Origin of the sequence: Streptomyces hazeniae (genome assembly GCF_031845485.1) — a bacterium.
GTDB classification, from domain to species: domain Bacteria; phylum Actinomycetota; class Actinomycetes; order Streptomycetales; family Streptomycetaceae; genus Streptomyces; species Streptomyces hazeniae.
In genome coordinates, this window is record NZ_JAVREQ010000005.1 from 34,930 (window position 1) to 55,224 (window position 20,295).

The following is a 20,295-nucleotide window of genomic DNA, read 5'->3' on the forward strand; positions in this document are numbered from 1 at the left end:
CTTGAATTTCCGTGACCGTCACTGAACTGGTGTCCTACGAGGACGCCCTGGCCGAATTCGACCCCGTGATGGGGCTCGAGGTGCACGTCGAGCTCGGCACCAGGACCAAGATGTTCTGCGGGTGCTCCACCGCCCTGGGCGCGGACGCCAACACCCAGACCTGCCCCACCTGTCTGGGGCTGCCCGGCTCGCTGCCGGTCGTCAACGCGACCGGCGTCGAGTCCGCCGTGCGGATCGGTCTCGCGCTGAACTGCGAGATCGCCGAGTGGTGCCGCTTCGCCCGGAAGAACTACTTCTATCCGGACATGCCGAAGAACTTCCAGACCTCCCAGTACGACGAGCCGATCGCCTTCGGCGGCTACCTCGACGTCCAGCTGGAGGACGGCGAGGTCTTCCGCGTGGAGATCGAGCGCGCCCACATGGAGGAGGACACCGGCAAGTCCACCCACATCGGCGGCGCGACCGGCCGTATCCACGGCGCCTCGCACTCGCTGCTGGACTACAACCGGGCCGGCATCCCGCTGATCGAGATCGTCACCAAGCCGATCACCGGCGTCGGCGCGCGCGCCCCCGAGGTCGCCAGGGCGTACGTGGCCGAACTGCGCGAACTCATCCGTGCGCTGGACGTCTCCGAGGCCCGCATGGAGATGGGCCAGATGCGCTGCGACGTCAACCTGTCGCTGCGCCCGCACGGCCGGGAGACGTTCGGCACCCGCTCCGAGACCAAGAACGTCAACTCGCTGCGGTCCGTCGAACGGGCGGTCCGCTTCGAGGTGCAGCGGCACGCGGCCGTGCTCGGCGGCGGCCAGGCGATCGTGCAGGAGACCCGCCACTTCCACGAGGAGGACGGCTCGACCACCTCCGGCCGGGTCAAGGAGGAGGCGGAGGACTACCGGTACTTCCCGGAGCCCGACCTCGTCCCGGTCGCCCCGTCCCGTGAGTGGGTGGAGAAGCTCCGCGCCGAGCTGCCCGAACTGCCGCGCGTGCGCCGCAACCGGCTGCGCGAGGAGTGGGGCATCTCCGAGCACGAGATGCAGTCGGTGCTCAACGCGGGCGCGGTCGGCCTGATCGTCGCCACCATCGACGCCGGTGCCCCGTCCGACCAGGCGCGCAAGTGGTGGATGGGCGAACTCGCCCGCCGTGCCAACGAGCAGGAGGCCGAACTCGGCGACCTGCCCATCACGCCCGAGCAGGTCGCCCGGCTCTGCGCGCTGGTCGCCGAGGGGTCGCTCAACGACAAACTCGCGCGGCAGACCATCGAGGGCGTCCTCGCAGGCGAGGGCGGCCCGGACGAGGTCGTGGACAAGCGCGGCCTCAAGGTCGTCTCCGACGAGGGCGCACTGGGCAAGGCCGTCGACGAGGCCATCGAGGGCAACCAGGCGATCGCGGACAAGATCCGCGGCGGCAAGGTCGCGGCGGCCGGGGCCCTCGTGGGCGCGGTCATGAAGGCCACCCGCGGCCAGGCCGACGCCGCGCGCGTGCGCGAGCTGATCATTGAGAAGCTCGAAGTCGAGGGCTGACGCTTCGGCGACGCGTACGAGAACGCCGGTCGAGGGCGGCTCCGCAGCAGCGGAGCCGCCCTTCCGCCACTCCGGGGGCTAGGGTGGCGGTGGCTGTCCGCGCAGGTCCGTAAGGAGGAGGTGGAAACGTGATCACCCGGGTGGAGATCGACGGGTTCAAGTCGTTTCTGAATTTCGAGTTGGACGTACACCCGTGCACGGTGCTCATGGGCACCAACGGTTCGGGGAAGTCCAACCTGCTGGACGCGCTGGACTTCGTCCGCAAGGCCGTCACCAGCGGCTTCCCCTCGTCGCTGGGCACCGACCCGCCGCTCGCCCCGCGGCACCTGTTCCACCACGCCGCCGGCAGCGACGGCACGTACTCCTCCACCGTGATGAGCATCAAGGTCGGCATGATCGTGCCGTCCGCCGACGGTCCGCTGCCGATGGTCGTGTGGCTGGAGGTGGAGCGCGACACGCGGCCGCCCGAGTCGTCCCGTGCGACGCCGCTGCCGGTGCGCGCCAGCGTCTGGGTCAGCAGCATGGACCGCACCGGCTGGATGGGCCGCCTGGGCATGCCCGAGGAGCTGAAGGCCGCGCTGTCCGAGGCGCGCGAGAAGTTCCTCAAGCGCACCGGCACCGACTGGGTGTCGCTGGACGCCGAGTCCGCCGGGGCGGGCCGGGACGGCGCCGAACTGCTGGCCCTGCTGCACCGCGAGTGCGCCACCTGGCAGCCCATCGCCCTCGACCCGGCCGCGCTGCGCAGGCCGTTCGGCGGCAGCGAGGTCGCGCCGCTCCAGGCGGACGGCGGCAACCTGGCCGCCGTGCTGCACCGCGTCGGCCGTGACGAGCGCAGCGCCATGGAGGCGGACCTCGCCGCGCTGATCCCCGAGACCGACGGCATCCGGCCGCTGTTCGACGAGCGGCGCGGCGAGTACGACTTCGACGTGCTGTTCAGCCACACCGGCTGGACGTCGCCGCCGATGCTGTCCGGCGGCACGCTCCGCGTGCTCGCGCTCCTCGCCGCCTGGTACGACGCCCGGCGGGCCGGCGTTCTGGCCGTCGAGGAGCTGGAGAACGGCCTGCACCCGTCCCGGCTGCCGGAGCTGGTGCGGCGGCTGCGCCGCGGGGTCGACGAGTACGACGACCTGACCCGCCGGGCCACGCAGGTCAGCGGCTTCCGCCAGCTCATCGCGACCACGCACTCGCCCGCGCTGCTCTCGGCCCTGCGTGACGAGACCTCCGGCGGGCTGGTCTTCCTGGAGCAGGACTCCCGCGTCGACGCGGACTCGCATGCGGTGTCCACGGTCACCCGCGCCCGCCCGGTGCGCGGGCGCCGCCCCGGCGAGGACGCGGACGCGACCGTCTCCGTCGACGAGGCGATCGCCCAGCTCGGCGCCACGGCCTGACCTCCGCCGGAAGGGGCGCTTCGCCCGGCTTCGCCCGTCTTCCCCCGGATTCCGCCCCGTGCGGGTCCGGGGGAAGCCGTGTCGGACGGCACGTGTGACGAGCGGCACGAAAGCCGCAAACGATCACGTCCGGATGGCACAGTACGACCCTGGGGAACCGCAATCGGAAAATCCAGGAAAGCACACGGTATGGCCGCTCTCGCCCGCTGGTGTCTGCGACGCCGCCTCGTCGTCGCCGCGTTGTGGCTCCTCGCCCTCGCCGGCACCGCGGCCGCCGTCACCGCCGTCGGGACCGCGTACACCAGCGACTACGGCGTCTCCGGCACCGAGTCCTCCCGCGCCCAGGACCTGCTGCGCCAGGGTTTTCCCGACACCGCCGGCGAGAGCGACACCGTGGTGTGGCACGTGCCCGCCGACCGGGACGGGGGCGGGGTCCGCGAACCGGCCGTGCGGGAACGGATGGGGCAGGCGCTCCGGCAGATCGCGGACGTCCCCACCGTCTCCGGCGTCACCAGCCCCTACGCCGAGAACCCCCGCGCGGACGACCGGATCAGTCGTGACGGTGAGACCGCCTATGCCACGGTGCACTTCGACCCGGCCGTGGAGGAGGTGCCGCAGGCGGACACCGCACGCGTCGCCGACCTGGCCGCGGCCGCGGCCGAGGACGTCCCCGGCCTCCGGACGGCCGTCGGCGGTGCGAACGTCCCGGAGGCCGACACCGGTTCCACCCGCCTCAGCGAGGCCATCGGCGTCGCCGCCGCGGCCGTGGTGCTGCTCTTCGCCTTCGGCTCCCTGGCGGCCATGCTGCTGCCGCTGATCACCGCCGTGGTCAGCGTCGGCACCGCCTACCTGGTCACCGGCCTGCTCGGGCACGTCATGACGCTGGCCGACTTCGCACCCATGCTGGGCACCCTGATCGGACTCGGCGTGGGCATCGACTACGCCCTGTTCATCGTCACCCGGCACCGGCGCGGGCTGCGCCGCGGACTCACCGTCGCCGAGGCCGCCGAGGACGCCGTCTCCTCCGCCGGCCGGGCCGTGATCTTCGCCGGCGCCACCGTGTGCATCGCCCTGCTCGGCATGCTCGTGCTGCGTCTGGACTTCCTCGTCGGCGTCGCGGTCGCCGCCTCGGTGACCGTGCTGCTCGCCGTGCTCGCCTCGATCACCCTGCTGCCCTCCCTCCTCTCCGTCATCGGTGTGCGGGCCCTCAGCCGCCGCGAGCGGCGCAGGCTGGCGTGGTCCGGTCCGGCGGCCGAGGAGGGGACCGCCGGACCGGCCGCGCGCTGGTCCGCGTTCGTCGAACGCCGCCCCCGCGTGCTCGGCGCGCTCGCCGCCGCCCTCATGGTGGTGCTCGCCCTGCCGGTGCTCGGCCTGCACCTGGGCACCGCCGACGGCGGCACCGCCCCGGCGGGTTCCCCCACCCGGCAGGCGTACGACCTGAGGGCCGACGGCTTCGGGCCCGGCATCAACGGGCCGCTCACCCTCGTCGCCGAGATCGACGGCCCCGAGGACCGCTCCGCGCTCGAACGGCTGCCGGGCGCACTGCGCGACGCGCAGGGCGTCGCCGGCGTCACCGGCCCCGCGGTGAGCGAGCGCGGCGGTGTCGGCACCGTCACCGTGCTGCCCGACTCGGCCCCGCAGGACGTACGGACCTCGCAACTCGTCGAACGGCTGCGCGCCGACGTGCTGCCCCGGGCCCTCGACGGGGCGCCGCTCACCGTGCACGTCGGCGGGCTGACCGCGAGCTACGACGACTTCGCCGACACCATCCTGGAGAAGCTGCCGCTCTTCCTCGGTGTCGTCGTCGCCCTCGGTTCCGCGCTGCTCCTGCTCGCTTTCCGGAGCATCGGCATCCCGGTCAAGGCGGCGCTGATGAACGTGCTGGCCGTGTCCGCGTCGTTCGGCGTGGTGGTCGCGGTCTTCCAGTGGGGCTGGGGCAGCGAGGCGATGGGTCTGGGAGGCGCGGGGCCGATCGAGCCCTTCCTGCCGGTCATCATGATCTCGGTCCTCTTCGGCCTGTCCATGGACTACCAGGTCTTCCTGGTCAGCCGCATGTACGAGGAGTGGCGCCGTACCGGCGACAACCGGCGCTCGGTGCGGGTGGGGCTGGCCGAGACCGGCCGCGTGATCAACTGCGCGGCGGCCATCATGATCGCCGTCTTCAGCGCGTTCGTGCTCAGCGGCGACCGGATCATCGCCATGTTCGGCATCGGCCTGGCGACGGCCGTCGCCCTGGACGCGTACGTGCTGCGCACCCTCCTGGTGCCCGCGCTGATGCACCTGCTCGGCGGCGCGAACTGGTGGCTGCCGAAGTGGCTGGACCGCATCCTGCCCCGGGTCACCATTGAGCCCCCGGAACGGCCGCAGGCCGTCGAACCGGGCGCCGACGAGCCGGCGTTCGTCCCGCACCAGCGCGACGGGGACCGCGTCTCCTCCGGCTGAGCCCCGCCCGCGCCCGCTCTGAGGCCCCCCGCAGCCCGCCTAAGACCTCCGCCCGCGGAACTAAGGCCCCCGGCGCCCCCGGAACGCGTCGATCGCCCGATGTGCCGCACCCCCCTCACGGCGGAGGCTGGAGGTCGTCCGGGAGAACCGGACTCCGCACTCCAGGAGGGAAGCCCGACATGCTCGCTCAGGACTACGACCCGTACGCCGACGCACACCTGCTCCGCGCCGCCGACCTCCGGCGCCGGGCCGAGGCCGAGCGCCGCGCCGACGCGGCACGCGCCGCCCGGCGGGAGCGCCGGCTCGGCGACGAAGCGGAGGGGCGGGTGAGGCGGCTGCGCGACCGGTTCGTGCACGCGGCCTGAGGCCCGTCGTGACGGCCGCACCCGCCACCGCCCCCGACCGGACGCCGGCATCCGCGCTCACCCGGATGCCGGCGTCCGGTGTCATGCTGGGGTCCGTGCTGAACGACATCGCCGGGAGCCCGGTCTTCGTCGGCCGCTCCCAGGAGCTGGCCGCCCTGCTCGACGCGCTCGCCCGGGCGGCGTCCGGCGAGCCGCAGGCGCTGCTCGTCGGTGGCGAGGCCGGAGTCGGCAAGACCCGCCTGCTGGACGAGTACCTCACCCGTGCCCGCGCCGCCGGCGCCGTCACAGCGGTCGGCGGCTGCCTCGAACTCGGCGCTGACGGCCTGCCGTTCGCGCCCTTCGCCACGGCCCTGCGCGCCCTGCACCGCACCCTCGGCGCGGACGCCCTGAGCGTCGCGGCGGGCGGGCGCGAAGCCGAACTCGCCCGGCTGCTGCCCGACCTCGCCCCCGCGCATCCGGGTGCGGCCGCGGAAGGGCGGGCCCTCCGGGAGGCGTGGGACGAGGAGGACGGCCGGGCCCGGCTCTTCGAACTCACCGCCCAGCTGCTCGAACGCCTCACCGCCGAGCGCACGGTCGTCCTCGCGCTGGAGGACCTGCACTGGGCCGACCGCTCCACCCGCGAACTCCTCGGCTACCTCTACCGGTCGCTCCAGGCGCCGTCCCGGCTGGTGCTGCTGGCCACCTATCGCGCCGACGACATCCACCGGCGGCACCCGCTGCGGCCCTTCCTCGCCGAGACCGACCGGCTGCGCACGGTCCGCCGCATCGACCTGCCCCGGCTGAACCGGGACGAGGTGCGCGCGCAGATCGCCGGAATCCAGGGCGTGGCCGAGCCGCCCCGCGACCTCGTCGCGTCGGTCTACGCACGCACCGACGGGAACCCGTACTTCGTCGAGGAGCTGACCCACCACGGCGCGACCTGCTCGCTCAGCGACACCCTGAGGGACCTGCTGCTGGTCCGTGTCGAGGCGCTCCCCGAGGAGGCCCAGCAGGTGGTGCAGGTCGCGGCGCAGGGCGGCTCCGCGGTCGAGCACGCGCTGCTGGCCGCCGTCCGCGGGCTGCCCGCCGACGAACTGCGCGGCGCGCTGCGCGCGGTGGTCGGTGCGAACGTGCTGATACCGACGGATGACGGCGACGGCTACCGCTTCCGGCACGCGCTGCTGCGCGAGGCCGTCAGCGAGGACCTGCTGCCCGGCGAGGGCGCCGGGCTCAGCCGGCAGTACGCCCGCGCCCTCGAGGCCGACCCGTCGCTGGTCCGCGCGGAGGTGCGCGCGACCCGGCTGGCCCACTACTGGTACCGGGGCCGTGACGCGGCGAAGGCGCTGCCCGCGGTGCTGGCCGCTTCCGTGGAGGCCCGCGCCCGGCACGCCTTCGCCGAGCAGCACCAGCTGCTGGAGCGCGCGGTCGAGCTGTGGGAGGACGTCCCGGAGGACGTACGGGCCGCGCTGCGGCCCGTCGACCACGCCGAGGTCTATCCGCCGTGTGCGGGCGATCCGGGAGAGGGGTCGCTGCGCTTCATGGACCTGCTCGCCGAGACGGTGGTCGCGGCCCGGGTGGGCGGCGAGCTGGAGCGGGCCCTGGCCGTCGCCAAGCGGGCTCTGGCGTTGCTCGACGAGGGCCGCGACCCGCTGCGCGCGGCCTGGTTCTGGGTGCAGCGCGCCCGTCTCGCCGAAGGGCTGGCGCGGGGCGACGGCTGGGACGAGATCTCCCGCGCCCAGGAACTCGTGCGCGGCCTGCCGCCCTCCGCGGTGCACGCGGAGGTGCTCGCCTCGGCGGCCGGCTGGGGCATGAAGCACGATCCCGGGCCGGACACCCTGTCCACCGCCCTGCAGGCCGTCGGCCTCGCCCGCGTCGTCGGGGCCCGCCACATCGAGCAGAACGCCCGGATCACCCTGGGTGTGCTGATGGTGCAGGGCGGAGACGTGGGAGCGGGGCTGGCGGAGATCGGCATCGCGCAGGAACGGGCCGCCGGGATGGGCGAGTTCGGCCTGGTGATCCGCGCGGGGACCAACCTGGCCGCCGAACTGGAGTACGTCGGGCGGTCGGAGGAGGCCGTGGCCGCCGCAGCCGACGCGGCCCGCACCGCGGCGGCGCACGGACGCCGGAACCAGCGGGCCTTCGCCCTCGGCAACCAGGCGGAGTCGCTCCACGCGCTGGGCCGGTGGGACGAGGCGGCAGAGGTCGTCGAGGAGGCGCGACAGCTCGCGGTGTGGCCGCACACGCGCGCCTCGCAGGAGGTGCACGCGGGCGAACTCGCCCTGGACCGGGGCGACCTGGCCGCGGTCGAGGCCGCCCGCCGCACCGCAGCCGAGCAGTACGCGCGGCAGCGCCGGCCGGAGCCCCAGAGCGAACTGCCGTTGCGGCGGTTCGCCCTCGCCCTCGCCGCCGGCCGGGGCGACTGGCGGGCCGCGCGGGCGGAGACGACCCGGGTGCTGGACGAGGGCCTCCCGGTCGGGACGCACCCGTACGTCTGGCCGCTGCTGCACACGGCAGTCAGAGCGGAAGCGGACCTTCTGGGGCTGCCGGACGCCGAGGACGGCCGCGCGGAACTGCTGGCGCGGCTGCGGGTCGCGGCACGCAGGCTTCCGCATCCGGCGCCCGTGTGGACGGCGTGGTCGCTGCTGGTCGCCGCCGAACTCGACCGGGCGGAGGGCCGCTCGGACCCGCGGCGCTGGGCGGACGCCGTCGCGGCGCTCGCGCCGCTGGAGCGCCCCTTCCAGCTGGCGCAGGCCCGCCAGCGGCTGGCCGAGGCGCTGCTGGACGACGGCGGAGACCGTGCCGAGGCGGCCCGGATGCTGCGCGCGGCGCACGGAACGGCGCGGCGCCTCGGCGCCCGGGCGCTGCTGGAGGAGACCGCACAGCTCGCCGCACGGGCCCGCATCGCGGTGGACGGCGACCCGCCCCGGGGGGAGGAGCAGGACCCGGCTCCCGGCGACCCCGCGGACTCCTTCGGGCTCACGGCCCGCGAACGCGACGTGCTCGGACTGGTCGCCGCCGGGCGCAGCAACCGTCAGATCGCGGAGCGGCTGTTCATCTCGCCGAAGACGGCCAGCGTGCACGTGTCCCGCATCCTGGCGAAGCTGGGAGTCGCAGGGCGCGGCGAGGCGGCAGCGATGGCGCACCGGCTCCGGCTCGTGGGGCCGGAGCCGGAACCGGAGGCGTCCGAACGGCGCTGACCGGGCCGTTCGGACGCCGGGGCGTTCCGACGTCCGGGCGTTCGGCTTCGGGCCGTTCAGACCTCCGGCTCGTCCTCGTCTTCCTCGGCCTGCTCCTCCACCCGTACCTTCGGTGGAAGGATCATGCCGACGTCCGACGGCACCATCAGGACCGTGCCGGAGTCGAGGTCGACCGGACCGCAGCCCGGCTCGTGGTCGCCCTCGGCGACGCGGGTGTGCTCCAGCCGCTGCCGCTCGTCCTCGGTGTGCTTGGCGCTCGGGTTGAACAGCTCGTTGACCGCACCCAGGTCCATGCAAGCCCTCCCGGTGCCCGCTGCGGGGCAACGTCGTGTGCGCGGGTCGTGTCCTCGGTCTCGTGCGCGCTCAGCGCACCGTCAACCTCAGGATACGGTCGTCACCCTCTTCGGGGGTGCCGCGCGTGTCCGTCTCGTTGGTGACCAGCCACAGCCCGCCGTCGCCGTCGGCCACGACCGTGCGCAGTCGCCCGTACTCGCCTTCCAGGAACGCCTGCGGGGCTGCCGAGGGTTCCCCGCCGTTCAGCGGGATGCGCCAGAGCCGTTCGCCGCGCAGGCCGGCCATCCACACCGAGCCCTCGGCGACGGCGACACCGCTGGGCGACGCCTCGGACGGACGCCACTGCGCGACCGGGTCGACGAATCCCTCTTCGCCGGCCTTCCCCTCGACCTCCGGCCAGCCGTAGTTGCCGCCGGCCTCGATGCGATTGAGCTCGTCCCAGGTGTTCTGTCCGAACTCCGCGGCCCACAACCGGCCGTCCTCGTCCCACGCGAGCCCCTGCACGTTGCGGTGGCCGGAGGAGTAGACGACCGAGTCGTCCCGGGGGTTGCCCTTCGCGGGGGGCTCGCCTTCGGGGGTCATGCGCAGGATCTTGCCCGCCGGGGAGGACGCGTCCTGCGCGAGCCCCTCGTCGCCGGTCTCGCCGGTGCCGACGTACAGCATGCCGTCCGGGCCGAAGGCGATCCGGCCGCCGTTGTGGATGGAGCCCTTGGGGATGCCCTTGTAGACGGTGTCCGGGGCGCTCAGCCGTTCGCCGGCCGGCGCGCCGTCGTCGTACCGCATCCGCACCACGCGGTTGTCGGACGCCGTCGTCACGTACGCGTACAGGCTGCGGGCGTCGTCGCGGGGGAGGGCGATGCCCAGCAGGCCGCCTTCGCCACCCGGTTCGGCGCCGGGCACGCTGCCCGCCGGCGTCTTCTTCCCCGTCTCCCCGTCGACGTGCACGATCTTCCCGGTGTCCCGGGAGGAGACCAGCAGATCGCCGTTCGGCAGCGGTGCCAGACCCCACGGGGACCGCAGGCCGGTCGCGACGGTGCTCCCGACGTCGACGGAGCCCTTCGCCGGCGGCGCGTCGCCGGTCGGCGACGCCGATCCGGACGTCGTGGGCCCGCCCTGCCCGGTGCGACCCTCGTCCGGGTCCGCGCCGTCCTCCGCGGAGCAGCCCGCCGCGAACAGCGTGAACGCCGCGAGCGCGGCCGCGCAGGCCGTTCGGGTGCGTGGCCGGACCGTCCGTCCGGCCGGTCGATGCGTCCCCACGATCAGTGCCTCCTGACGTCGCCGGGCGGTCACCGACGGTCCGTCACCGGTGAGCGCTTTCCCCTCCAGCAGACCACATGCCGCGGCGCCGGGGCCGCGTCAGTCCCACGAGCCCTGCGCGGGCGGCAGCGTGTCGATCTCCAGCAGGTCCTCGGCGGTGAGGCGCAGACCGGCGGCCGCCGCGTTCTCCGCCGCCCAGCGCGCCTTCTTCGCCCCCGGCACCGGCACCACGTGGCGTCCGCGCGTGAGCAGCCAGGCCAGCGCCACCTGCGCCGGCGTCGCGTCGCCGTGGCGCCGGGCGACCCTCCGGAGCCCGGCCACCAGCGGCTGGTTCGCGGCCATCATCTCGCCGGTGAACCGCGGGTGCCGGGCGCGTACGTCGTCCGCCTCGAAACCGCCGCCGGTGGTCAGCGTGCCGGTCAGGTAGCCGTTGCCCAGCGGCATCGCGGCGAGGAAGCCGACCCCGCGCGACTCGCACCACGGCAGCAGCGCGTCCAGCGCCTCCCGCGACCAGACCGACAGCTCCGCCTGCACGCTGCTCACCGGGAAGACCTGCTGCACCCGGTGCAGCAGCCGCAGCGTCGCCTCGTGGATGCCCGTGCCGGGGCGCCGGTCGGCGCGGGCGCCCATCGCGCTGAGCCCGAGCGCCCGCACCTTGCCCGCCCGCACCAGCTCCGCCATCGCGCCCCAGGTCTCCTCGACGGGAACCTCCGGGTCGGCGCGGTGCAGGTGGTAGAGGTCGATCACGTCCGTCTGCAGCCGGCGCAGCGAGGCGTCGCAGGCCCGTTTCACGTACCCCGGGCGGCCGTTGGCGACGATGTGCTGGTCGCCCACCAGCAGGCCGCACTTGGTGGAGACGAACGCCTCCCCGCGCCGCTCCTTCAGCACCCGTCCGAGCAGCAGCTCGTTGGTGAAGGGGCCGTACATGTCGGCGGTGTCCAGCAGCGTGGACCCCCGGTCCAGGGCGGTGTGCACCGTGCGCAGCGACGACTCGCCGTCCTGCTCCGAGGTGGAGTAGGCCCAGCTCATCGGCATGCAGCCGAGCCCGACGGCCCCCACCTCCAGTGCGGCGGCACCGATCGTCCTGCGTTCCACCTGGCCGCCACTCCTCCCCGCGTCCGCTCCGACGGCACCAAACTAGCGGGTGGCTCCGCCGACGTTTCGCATAGCCTCTGGCCATGGCTTCCGATACCTCCGCGACCACCGCACAGCAGGCCACGGACGTGTGGCTGCCCGTACCGCCCGCCGAGATCGACGGTCTGCCCGAGGGGCCGGCGTACCACTTCTGGGACGGCGCCGAGGAGTTCCCCGCCGACCCGGCGCGCTGCGGCTTCTACGTGGTGCCGTACATGAAGGGCCCGGTCGTCGCCGCACGCCCGCTGCCGGACATGACGCACGTCCGAGTGGTGCAGACCCTCACCGCGGGCATCGACCACGTCGCGCCCGCCGTCCCGGGGCTGCCCGAGGGCACCGTGCTGTGCAACGCCCGGGGCGTGCACGACGCGAGCACCGCCGAACTCGCCCTCGCCCTCACACTGGCCTCGCTGCGCCGCATCCCGGAGTTCGTCCGCGCCCAGCCGTCCGGCGACTGGCTCCAGGGCATCTACCCGGCGCTGGCCGACCGGACCGTGCTGATCGTGGGTTACGGCGCGATCGGCGCGGCCATCGAGGACCGGTTGCTGCCGTTCGAGGTCGCCGAGGTGCTGCGGGTCGCGCGTACGGCGCGCACCACGGCGCGCGGCCCGGTGCACGCGCTCGCCGAGGTGGCGGAACTGCTGCCGCGCGCCGACGTGGTGATCCTGTGCACCCCGCTGACCGACGAGACCCGCGGCCTGGCCGGAACGGGCTTCCTCGGCCGCATGCGGGACTGGGCCCTGCTGGTCAACATCGCGCGCGGGGGAGTGGTCGACACCAAGGCGCTGCTCGTCGAGCTGGAGTCCGGTCGGCTGCGCGCCGCCCTGGACGTCACCGACCCGGAACCGCTGCCCCCGGAGCACCCGCTGTGGCGGGCGCCCGGCGTGCTGATCAGCCCGCACGTGGGCGGCCCCACGAGCGCGTTCCTGCCCCGCGCGAAGCGGATGCTGCGGGCCCAGCTGACCCGCTGGGTCGCCGGCGAGCCGGTGGAGCACGTCGTCGCCACCGCGGGGAGGGAGCAGGGCGAGGGGTGACGGGGAGACGGGGCGAGGGGGGTGACGTGGTGACGCCCCGCGCCCGCGCGCTTATCACGTCCCGCAGCACGGGAGCCGCTCATCACCCCAGGTCGTCACGTTCTGTATCGGAACTATGTCCCTGCGTGACGAATCTGGTGTATCGTCCCGACGGGGGCCGAACCAGGACACCGAGGGGGGCGACGGGCGAATGCGCGACCGAGGGACGAACCGCCGAAGGCGGCACGCGCAGTGCGGAGTACGACGAGCGCCCCTCCGGCACGGGACGACGCATCCACCGTCCGGGGAGGACCGGTGAACACCCGGAGCGGCCCGGGCACCCGGGTGCGGCCCAAGGCGCACGGCGCGGCCGGCGGGGACTGCGCTGACGTCCGTCCGGCCCCCCGCTGCGGCGCCGGACCGCGACTCCTGCTCGCCGCCGTCTGCGGCGCCTACGCCACCGGCGCCGCCTTCGGCTGGGGCTCCCCCCGTATGGCACTGATCATGGGGGACTTCGGCCTCGCCGCAGCCGCACTGCTCGCCGCCGTCTCCTGCTTCTGGTACGCCCGCACGCACCGCAGCGGCCGCTTCCGCCCCGCCTGGTACCTCTTCGCGCTGTCCTCCGCCATGGCGGCGCTGGGCAACGGCGTGTGGGGCTGGTACGAGGTGGTGCTCGCGGCGCCCGTGCCGCACCCGTCCGTTGCCGACTTCTGCTTCCTGCTCTTCGCGCCGCCGGCCGTGGTGGGTCTGCTGGTGCTGGCCAAGCGGCCCGTGACCCGGGCCGGCTGGGTCTGCCTCGGCCTCGACGCCTGGCTCATCGGCGGCTCCCTGCTGACCGTCTCCTGGTCCCTCGCACTCGCCCACACCGCCTCCCCGCAGGGCGACTCGGTGGCCTACGCGGCGCTCACGCTCACCTATCCGCTGCTCGACATCGTGCTCGTCAGCATGGTGCTGGCCCTGCACTTCCGCCGCACGGCCGCCGACCGGTCCGCGATCAACACCGCGATCGGCGCACTGGCGCTGACCGTACTGTGCGACGCGTTGTTCACCTCGCCCCTGCTGCGTGAGCACTACAGCTCCGGGCAGCTCCTGGACGCCGGCTGGTTCGCCGGCTCGCTGCTCCTCGCCTACGCCCCCTGGGTCGGTGCCCGCCACCCGGCGGGCGCTCCCGACGCGGCCGCCGGGTGCGCCCCTTCGCCGCAGCCCGGGGAACCGGCGCGGACGGACACCGGGGCCGGGCGCGCGGCCCAGGCACGTCAGCCGCAGGGCCGCCCCCTCGCCGGCTCCCTCGCGGCCCTCACCCCCTACCTGGCCGCGGCCGTCTGCACGCTCAGCATCATCTACAACTCTCTCGACGGGCGCGCCGTCGACCGGGTGGTGCTCCTGACCGGCTGCACCGTGGTCCTCGCCCTGGTGGTGCGGCAGGGCATCATGCTGCTCGACAACATCACCCTCACGCAGGAACTCGCCCAGAAGGAGAACCACTTCCGCTCCCTGGTGCAGGGCTCCAGCGACGTCATCATGATCGCCGCCTCGACCGGCGTGCTGCGGTACGTCTCGCCCGCCGCCGCCGGCGTCTACGGACGGGACGGCGACCAGCTCGTCGGCTCCGAACTCGCCTCCCTGATCCACCCCGAGGACCTCGCGCGCGTGCTGCACGAGATCCGCCGGTTCCTGGCCGCGCCACCGGAGTCCGAGTACTCCACACGCATCGAGTGCCGCTTCCGGCACGGCGCCGGCCACTGGCTCAACGTCGAGTCGACGGTCAACCGCTACCAGGGCGGGCTCATCCTCAACAGCCGCGACGTCACCGAACGCGTACGGCTCCAGGACCAGTTGAAGCACAACGCCTCGCACGACCCGCTCACCGACCTGCCCAACCGGGCGCTGTTCACCGACCGCGTCCGCCAGGCGCTCGCGGGACGCCGTGGCGGGGACGGGGACACCGCCGTCCTCTACATCGACCTGGACGGCTTCAAGGCGGTCAACGACACCGTCGGCCACCACGCGGGCGACGAACTGCTGGTCCAGGCCGCCCAGCGGCTGCGGGAGTCGGTGCGGGCCGGCGACACCGCGGCCCGGCTCGGCGGCGACGAGTTCGCCGCGCTGATCCTGGGCGATCCGGCCACCGCGCACGACACGGAGGCCCGCGAGCGCCGCGTCCTGGAGATCGCCGACCGGCTGCGGCTCACCCTCTCCCAGCCCTATCGGGTGCACGACGGCACCGAGGTCCGCGTGGCCGCGTCCATCGGCGTCGCGTTCGCGGAGTCCGGCGTCACCCCGGCCGTCCTGCTGCGCCACGCGGACCTCGCCATGTACCGCGCGAAGCAGTCCGGAAAGAACCGCGTCGAGCTGCACCGCCCGCAGACTCCGGAGGCGACCCGTCATGCGGCGGCCGGTGAGGCGCCGACCGCGAAGCCGAAGGCCGCAGCAGTACCAGCTGCGGAAGTACCGGCGGCCGGAGCGCGAGCCTCCGGGGTGCCGCTGCTCCCGCAGCAGCCCGGCCCCGAACGTCCCGTGGCCACCGGTCCCGCCGCCACTCCCGCCGCTGTACCGGCCGTCGCGTCGGCAGCCGTACGCCCCGCCTGTGCGGCACCCGCCGGCGCCGCCGTCCCGGCCCCCGGCGCGACCCGGGACGGCGGCTTCGCCCTGCTGCACCAGCCCGTGGTCGAGCTGAGCACCGGGCGGGTCACCGCCGTCGCGGCACAGCCGCGCTGGCGTTCACCGCAGGGCATCCTCTTCACCCCCGGCGAGTACCTGCGCACCGACGGGCGCCCCCGGCCGGAGAGGGCCGGGGAACGCGCCCCGCAGGCGAGCCGGCGGCTGCTCGCGGAGGCCGTCGCCCAGGCCGCCGACCGGCACCGGGCCGGCCTGACCGCCCCGGTGACAGTACGGGTGTCCGCGCGCGGCCTGACCGGTGCCGCGCCGCCGGACGGCGGCGTCGAGGAGCTGCTCGACCGGCACGGCCTGCCGCCGTGCGGGCTGGTGCTGGAGATCTCCGTCGGCGACCCGCGCACCGCGCTCGACGAGCTGGCACACCGGCTGACCGGTCTGCGGGACCGCGGCGTCCGGGTCGCGCTGGACGGCATCGGCAGCGGGTACGCGGCGCTCGCCGCGCTCCGCCGCCTCCCCCTGGACGTGCTCTGCCTCGACCAGGGTCTGGTCGAAGGGCTCGTGGAGTCCCCGCGCCTGCGGAAGATCACCTCCGGCCTGCTGCGCATCGCCGACGACCTCGGGCTCACCTCCGTCGCCGACGGCGTGGACCTCCCCGAGCAGGTGCTCGCCCTGCGCGCGATGGGCTGCACCCACGGCCGGGGCGCCGCGTTCTCCGGGGCGCTGGACGAGCACCGGCTGCGCCGCGCCCTGACCGTCGGCGGCTATCCGCTCCCCGCGCCGTCCGTGAGCGGGGTGGGTGGGGCGGGCGGGGCGCACACGGGTGAACCGGGGGGAGCGGACACGCGCCCGGGGGAGCCGCGCCGGGGTGAACCGCGAACCGGTGACGCGCGAGGCGGTGACCCGCGGGGGAACCGTCCCGTCGTCGCGGCGGGCAGGCTGCCGGTCCGTCGCGGCGGCCTGAGCGGTCCCGACCCGCTCACCCACCACTCCGCGCTCGGCTCCCCGGGCGCACCGTCCGCCGGCCCCTCCGGCGGACCACCGTACAGTTCACATACTGAGACACCCGTCCCACCCACTTGACACTCCGAGGGGGCCAGGAGGAAGGTCATGCCATGCGCACCCGAATTCTCGTACTTGGCAAGCGCGTCGGCTGAACGGGGCCTCGAAGACCCCGCGACCCTCACCGACGCGCTCCCCTCGCCTGCCTCACGGCACGAGGGGTTTTTTGTTGCACCGGTGCCCGGGAGCAAACCCCTCCCACCCGGCACAGACCGTTAGCAAAACCCACCGGCAACACCCACACCACGAGCGCCACCACCCTCACTCTCCGGGAAGAGAGAACCGATGACCGAGCAGGCCACCGGGGCCCCCAAACCGCAGCCGCGGCCCCGTACCGGCGGACAGCAGCAGCCGGGCGCACCGGCGCCCACCCCCGAGACCGTGACGGGCGCGCAGTCCCTCATCCGGTCCCTGGAAGAGGTCGGCGCCGACACGGTATTCGGGATTCCCGGCGGCGCGATCCTGCCCGCGTACGACCCGATGATGGACTCCTCCCGGGTGCGCCACGTCCTCGTCCGGCACGAGCAGGGCGCCGGTCACGCCGCCACCGGCTACGCCCAGGCCACGGGCCGCGTCGGCGTGTGCATGGCCACCTCCGGCCCCGGCGCCACCAACCTCGTCACCCCCATCGCCGACGCGCACATGGACTCGGTGCCGCTGGTCGCCATCACCGGGCAGGTCGCCTCCCGGTCGATCGGCACCGACGCCTTCCAGGAAGCCGACATCTGCGGCATCACCATGCCGGTCACCAAGCACAACTTCCTGGTCACCGACCCGGCCGAGATCCCCCGGACGATCGCCCAGGCCTTCCACATCGCCTCCACCGGACGCCCCGGCCCGGTCCTCGTCGACATCGCCAAGGACGCGCTTCAGGCTCGGACGACGTTCTCCTGGCCGCCGCAGCACGATCTGGCCGGCTACCGTCCCGTCATCAAGCCGCACTCCAAGCAGATCCGCGAGGCCGCCCGGCTGATCACCGAGTCCCGGCGCCCGGTGCTGTACGTCGGCGGCGGCGTCCTGAAGGCCGGCGCCACCACGGAGCTGAAGGTGCTCGCCGAACTGACCGGCGCTCCGGTCACCACCACCCTGATGGGCATCGGCGCCTTCCCGGACACCCACCCGCAGCACCTGGGCATGCCCGGCATGCACGGCACCGTCGCCGCCGTCACCGCGCTCCAGAAGGCCGACCTGATCGTCGCCCTCGGAGCCCGGTTCGACGACCGTGTCACCGGCAAGCTGGACTCCTTCGCCCCGCTCGCCAAGATCGTCCACGCGGACATCGACCCGGCCGAGATCGGAAAGAACCGCGCGGCGGACGTGCCCATCGTCGGTGACGCCCGCGAGGTCGTCGCCGACCTGATCGTCGCCGTCCAGGGCGAGCACGAGGGCGGGCGCAAGGGCGACCACACCGCCTGGTGGCAGCTGCTGGAACGGTGGCGGGATACCTACCCGCTGGGCTACGACCTGCCGGAGGACGGCTCCCTCGCCCCGCAGCAGGTCATCCAGCGCATCGGCCAACTCGCCCCGGAGGGCACGGTCTACGCCGCCGGCGTCGGCCAGCACCAGATGTGGGCGGCCCACTACATCGACTACGAGCGGCCCGCCACCTGGCTCAACTCCGGCGGCCTGGGCACCATGGGCTACGCGGTGCCGGCGGCGCTCGGCGCCAAGGTCGGCGTCCCGGACAAGACCGTCTGGGCCATCGACGGTGACGGCTGCTTCCAGATGACCAACCAGGAACTGGCCACCGCCGCGCTCAACGGCGTGCCCATCAAGGTCGCGATCATCAACAACGGCGCCCTCGGCATGGTCCGCCAGTGGCAGACCCTCTTCTACAACCAGCGCTACTCCAACACCAAGCTGCACGACGGCGAGGGCAGTGAGCCCTGCCGCGGCACCCGGGTGCCCGACTTCGTGAAGCTGGCCGAGGCCATGGGCTGCGTCGGCATCCGCTGCGAGGACCCCGAGCAGCTCGACGCGGTCATCGAGAAGGCCAACTCCATCAACGACCGCCCGGTCGTCGTCGACTTCGTCGTCCACGAGGACGCGATGGTCTGGCCGATGGTCGCGGCGGGCACCTCCAACGACGAGGTCATGGCGGCGCGCGGCGTGCGCCCCGACTTCGGCGACAGCGACGAGTGACGAGCGGAGCCACGCAAGCGATGTCCAAGCACACCCTGTCCGTCCTGGTGGAGAACACGCCCGGCATCCTCGCCCGGATCGCCTCGCTGTTCTCCCGCCGCGGCTTCAACATCGACTCCCTCGCCGTCGGCGTCACCGAACACCCCGACATCTCGCGCATCACCATCGTGGTGAACGTCGAGGACCTGCCGCTGGAGCAGGTGACCAAGCAGCTCAACAAGCTCGTCAACGTGCTGAAGATCGTCGAGCTGGAGCCCGGCGGCGCCATCCAGCGCGAACTCGTTCTGGTGAAGGTGCGGGCCGACAACGAGACCCGTTCGCAGATCGTCGAGATCGTGCAGCTGTTCCGCGCCAAGACCGTCGACGTCTCCCCGGAGGCCGTCACCATCGAGGCCACCGGTGGCAGCGACAAGCTCGAGGCGATGCTGCGGATGCTGGAGCCGTACGGCATCAAGGAACTCGTGCAGTCCGGGACCATCGCCATAGGGCGCGGCGCCCGCTCCATCACCGACCGCTCGCTGCGCGCACTCGAACGCAGCGCCTGACCCCGGACCGGGTGCCCCGTCCGCAGCGCCCCGTCCACGCTGCGGGCGGCCCCGCCCGTCGACCGCCGCCCCGCCGTACGGTGAGGCGGCACCCACCAGGAAGAAACAAGGAGAGACCCCAAGTGGCCGAGCTGTTCTACGACGCCGACGCCGACCTGTCCATCATCCAGAACCGCAAGGTCGCCGTGCTCGGCTACGGCAGCCAGGGGCACGCCCACGCGCTGTCGCTGCGCGACTCGGGCGTGGACGTCCGTGTGGGCCTGCACGAGGGCTCGAAGTCCCGGGCCAGGGCCGAGGAGCAGGGCCTGAAGGTGACCACGCCGGCCGAGGCCGCGAAGGAAGCCGACGTCATCATGGTCCTCGTGCCGGACCCGGTCCAGGCCACGGTCTACGAGGAGTCCGTCGCTCCCCACCTCAAGGAGGGCGACGCGCTCTTCTTCGGCCACGGCTTCAACATCCGCTTCGGCTTCATCAAGCCCCCGGCCGGCGTGGACGTCTGCATGGTCGCCCCGAAGGGCCCCGGCCACCTCGTCCGCCGCCAGTACGAGGAGGGCCGCGGCGTTCCGTGCATCGCGGCCGTCGAGCAGGACGCCACCGGCAAGGCGTTCGAGCTGGCGCTCTCCTACGCCAAGGGCATCGGCGGCACCCGCGCCGGCGTCATCAAGACCACCTTCACCGAGGAGACCGAGACCGACCTCTTCGGTGAGCAGGCCGTGCTCTGCGGCGGCGCCTCGGCGCTGGTCAAGGCCGGATTCGAGACGCTGGTCGAGGCCGGCTACCAGCCGGAGATCGCGTACTTCGAGTGCCTGCACGAGCTGAAGCTCATCGTGGACCTCATGTACGAGGGCGGCCTGGAGAAGATGCGCTGGTCCGTCTCCGAGACCGCGGAGTGGGGCGACTACGTCACCGGCCCGCGCATCATCAACGACCAGACCAAGGCGGAGATGAAGAAGGTCCTCACCGACATCCAGGACGGCTCCTTCGCCAACAACTGGATGAAGGAGTACAACGCGGGTCTGCCGAAGTACAACGAGTACAAGAAGGCCGACGGCGACCACCTGCTGGAGACCACCGGCCGCAAGCTGCGCAAGCTCATGAGCTGGGTCGACGACGAGGCCTGACGGCCTCCGGCCCGCCGGCCGAGGGCGCACCGGGGCACACCGCTCCGGTGCGCCCCGCCCTTTCCGCGACGGACGGTCCCGGGCGAAGTCCCGGGGTCGCACGCGCGGGTGATCTTCGGCCGGAGGAGCGGCACAAGCCGCCCCGCCGCGGCTACACTGCGAAGCAGAAACGCGTCACAGGCTCACAGCGTCGTGTGTCTTACGCGGCTGCCAACCCTCCACC

The 20,295-nt window shown here is 73.7% G+C and carries 13 protein-coding genes; 10 read left to right on the plus strand and 3 right to left on the minus strand.

The window, feature by feature from the left end; translation table 11 throughout:
* Positions 1 to 11 precede the first annotated feature (11 nt).
* From gatB to RM572_RS07770, 5 genes are all read left to right on the plus strand, one after another.
* A complete protein-coding gene (gene gatB, locus RM572_RS07750) occupies positions 12 to 1,520 on the plus strand; it encodes an Asp-tRNA(Asn)/Glu-tRNA(Gln) amidotransferase subunit GatB (protein ID WP_311672538.1) in 1,509 nt (502 codons plus the stop codon).
* A gap of 128 nt (positions 1,521 to 1,648) precedes the next feature.
* Entirely contained in the window at positions 1,649 to 2,908 is a 1,260-nt protein-coding gene (locus tag RM572_RS07755) for an AAA family ATPase (protein WP_311672539.1), read from the plus strand.
* 189 nt (positions 2,909 to 3,097) lie between these two features.
* A complete protein-coding gene (locus tag RM572_RS07760; RefSeq protein WP_311672540.1) occupies positions 3,098 to 5,350 on the plus strand; it encodes an MMPL family transporter in 2,253 nt (750 codons plus the stop codon).
* A 179-nt stretch (positions 5,351 to 5,529) separates the two neighbouring features.
* The gene (locus RM572_RS07765; protein WP_027764926.1) at positions 5,530 to 5,715 is read left to right on the plus strand and encodes a hypothetical protein; all 186 of its coding nucleotides are present in this window, start codon (positions 5,530 to 5,532) and stop codon (positions 5,713 to 5,715) included.
* 83 nt (positions 5,716 to 5,798) lie between these two features.
* On the plus strand, positions 5,799 to 8,891 hold the full coding sequence (locus RM572_RS07770) for an ATP-binding protein (RefSeq protein WP_449657212.1): 3,093 nt from the start codon (positions 5,799 to 5,801) through the stop codon (positions 8,889 to 8,891).
* Positions 8,892 to 8,947: 56 nt separating this feature from the next.
* Here the strand turns inward: RM572_RS07770 and RM572_RS07775 are convergent, their stop codons facing one another.
* From RM572_RS07775 to RM572_RS07785, 3 genes are all read right to left on the minus strand, one after another.
* Positions 8,948 to 9,184: a DUF6191 domain-containing protein gene (locus RM572_RS07775; RefSeq protein WP_311672542.1), complete on the minus strand. Its 237-nt coding sequence runs from the start codon at positions 9,182 to 9,184 to the stop codon at positions 8,948 to 8,950.
* 70 nt (positions 9,185 to 9,254) lie between these two features.
* On the minus strand, positions 9,255 to 10,442 hold the full coding sequence (locus RM572_RS07780; RefSeq protein WP_394813546.1) for a PQQ-dependent sugar dehydrogenase: 1,188 nt from the start codon (positions 10,440 to 10,442) through the stop codon (positions 9,255 to 9,257).
* A gap of 99 nt (positions 10,443 to 10,541) precedes the next feature.
* Positions 10,542 to 11,537, minus strand: coding sequence for an aldo/keto reductase (locus RM572_RS07785; protein WP_311672543.1), 996 nt, complete (start codon positions 11,535 to 11,537; stop codon positions 10,542 to 10,544).
* Positions 11,538 to 11,620: 83 nt separating this feature from the next.
* Here RM572_RS07785 and RM572_RS07790 point away from each other — a divergent pair, with 83 nt between their 5' ends.
* From RM572_RS07790 to ilvC, 5 genes are all read left to right on the plus strand, one after another.
* On the plus strand, positions 11,621 to 12,610 hold the full coding sequence (locus tag RM572_RS07790; RefSeq protein ID WP_311672544.1) for a 2-hydroxyacid dehydrogenase: 990 nt from the start codon (positions 11,621 to 11,623) through the stop codon (positions 12,608 to 12,610).
* Positions 12,611 to 12,904: 294 nt separating this feature from the next.
* On the plus strand, positions 12,905 to 16,285 hold the full coding sequence (locus RM572_RS07795; protein ID WP_394813547.1) for a putative bifunctional diguanylate cyclase/phosphodiesterase: 3,381 nt from the start codon (positions 12,905 to 12,907) through the stop codon (positions 16,283 to 16,285).
* 264 nt (positions 16,286 to 16,549) lie between these two features.
* Entirely contained in the window at positions 16,550 to 18,406 is a 1,857-nt protein-coding gene (locus tag RM572_RS07800) for an acetolactate synthase large subunit (RefSeq protein WP_311672545.1), read from the plus strand.
* Positions 18,407 to 18,426: 20 nt separating this feature from the next.
* Entirely contained in the window at positions 18,427 to 18,951 is a 525-nt protein-coding gene (ilvN, locus tag RM572_RS07805) for an acetolactate synthase small subunit (protein WP_027764919.1), read from the plus strand.
* A 122-nt stretch (positions 18,952 to 19,073) separates the two neighbouring features.
* The gene (gene ilvC / locus RM572_RS07810; protein WP_311672546.1) at positions 19,074 to 20,072 is read left to right on the plus strand and encodes a ketol-acid reductoisomerase; all 999 of its coding nucleotides are present in this window, start codon (positions 19,074 to 19,076) and stop codon (positions 20,070 to 20,072) included.
* Positions 20,073 to 20,295 lie beyond the last annotated feature (223 nt).

Excerpts from the sequence above, each read along its gene's own strand:
- RM572_RS07800 (WP_311672545.1), top strand. The coding sequence starts at position 16,550 with ATGACCGAGCAGGCCACCGGGGCCCCCAAACCGCAGCCGCGGCCCCGT.
- RM572_RS07770 (WP_449657212.1), top strand. The coding sequence starts at position 5,799 with ATGCTGGGGTCCGTGCTGAACGACATCGCCGGGAGCCCGGTCTTCGTC.
- RM572_RS07760 (WP_311672540.1), top strand. The coding sequence starts at position 3,098 with ATGGCCGCTCTCGCCCGCTGGTGTCTGCGACGCCGCCTCGTCGTCGCC.
- RM572_RS07790 (WP_311672544.1), top strand. The coding sequence starts at position 11,621 with ATGGCTTCCGATACCTCCGCGACCACCGCACAGCAGGCCACGGACGTG.
- ilvN (WP_027764919.1), top strand. The coding sequence starts at position 18,427 with ATGTCCAAGCACACCCTGTCCGTCCTGGTGGAGAACACGCCCGGCATC.
- RM572_RS07765 (WP_027764926.1), top strand. The coding sequence starts at position 5,530 with ATGCTCGCTCAGGACTACGACCCGTACGCCGACGCACACCTGCTCCGC.
- RM572_RS07775 (WP_311672542.1), bottom strand. The coding sequence starts at position 9,184 with ATGGACCTGGGTGCGGTCAACGAGCTGTTCAACCCGAGCGCCAAGCAC.